Below are 475 nucleotides of genomic sequence, written 5' to 3'. Positions count from 1 at the left end.
GGTTCTTCACCGAAGTCCGGGGAAGGCCGCCCGGATCTTCAGGAAGAAGTAGGCGTCATCCCGGTAGCCGTAGGCCACCCGCTTGATGACCTTGATCTTGTTGTTGATGCCTTCGACCAGGTTGGTACCCAGCGGCCAGCGACAGTGGGCCAGGATGCCGGCCAGGTAAGGCTCGATCCGGCGTACGAACACGCGCAGCGGCTCCAGGCCGCTGCGCAACGCCCGTCGCTTCCAGCTCCTCCAAGCCTTTCGTGCCCACGCCTCGGAGCGGTAGCGCCATAGGCTCTTCAGGTCGTCCTTCAACAAATAGACCGTCAGCAAGGCCTTGTTGGCCGCCAGCAGTTCCTCCAGCCGCACGACCTGCTCGTCGGGCACGTTCTCGCGGTTGCGCAGCAGTAGCCAGCGCGATGTCTTGACCACCCGCCGGGCCGGCTTGTCGGCCCGCAGCCGATCGGCTTCATCCACCCGGACCCGG

General features: G+C 65.3%; 1 protein-coding gene. It reads right to left on the bottom strand.

What is annotated here, in order from left to right; all coding sequences use genetic code 11:
• Positions 1-6: 6 nt before the first annotated feature.
• A partial coding sequence (locus tag N790_RS06070) for a transposase (RefSeq protein ID WP_043802098.1) occupies positions 7-475 on the bottom strand: 469 nt, incomplete at its 5' end.

This window comes from Arenimonas malthae CC-JY-1, from assembly GCF_000747075.1.
GTDB classification, from domain to species: domain Bacteria; phylum Pseudomonadota; class Gammaproteobacteria; order Xanthomonadales; family Xanthomonadaceae; genus Arenimonas; species Arenimonas malthae.
This window is presented reverse-complemented; position numbering and strand designations above follow the sequence as displayed.